The sequence below is a fragment of the Streptomyces sp. SID5910 genome (genome assembly GCF_009862125.1).
Classification (GTDB): domain Bacteria; phylum Actinomycetota; class Actinomycetes; order Streptomycetales; family Streptomycetaceae; genus Streptomyces.
In genome coordinates this window covers 1-656 of sequence record NZ_WWHX01000297.1, presented here as the reverse complement: position 1 = coordinate 656, position 656 = coordinate 1, and the positions used below count along the sequence as shown (strand labels likewise).

1 protein-coding gene and 1 pseudogene are annotated in these 656 nt (G+C 77.6%); both read right to left on the bottom strand.

Going from position 1 to position 656, the window contains the following annotated elements; translation table 11 throughout:
- Positions 1 to 434 (bottom strand): MarR family winged helix-turn-helix transcriptional regulator (locus GTW67_RS10310; RefSeq protein WP_161164500.1); only part of this gene is annotated, 434 nt, incomplete at its 3' end.
- Positions 431 to 656 (bottom strand): annotated as a pseudogene (locus tag GTW67_RS10305) (FUSC family protein); the annotation flags it as partial. The pseudogene GTW67_RS10305 and the gene GTW67_RS10310, both read right to left, overlap by 4 nt.

The window sequence follows — 656 nt, the reverse complement described above, 5'->3', positions numbered from 1 at the left end:
ATGCCGTCGACCAGGTCGCGTCCGGCGTCGGTGAGGCGGACGTGCGCGACCCGGCGGTCACGGGTGTCGCCGCGCCGCTCGACCAGGGCGCGTTCGGTGAGCTGCTTGAGGCGCTTGGTGACGGCGGCGCCGGAGGAGAACGTCTCGCGGGCCAGTTCGCCGGGGGTCAGCTCGTGTCCGGTGCGGCGCAGCGCGCCGAGCAGGTCGAACTCGGCGCGGCTGAGGCCGGCCCGGCGCAGCGGGGCGTCCTCGGCCTGCTGGAGGAGGGCGGCGCAGCGGTTGATGCGGCCGATGATCTCCATGGGGCCGGTGTCGAGGTCGGGGTGGACGGCCCGCCACTGCCGGACGACGGCGGCGACGGTGTCCCCGCCCGGTCCCCCCGGTCCGCCGGTCGCGCTGCCCCCGGTCGCCGAGCCCCCGTCGGTTGCGGTCATGGCCGTACGTCCTCCGCTCTCGTGCCCGTGTCCCGGTCCGTACGCGCTGCCTGGCGTCGCACCGCCTCGGCGAGCGTACGGTGTCCGGCCTGTTCGGCGAGCACGACCCTCTCCTGGGGCAGGGCGCGCTGCCACCACTCGCCGGCCGCGGCGTCGGTCGTGGTGCGCAGGTCGGTCAGGGCGGCGGCGAGGCCGCGGCGGGCCGCCTCCAGGGCGGCGGGC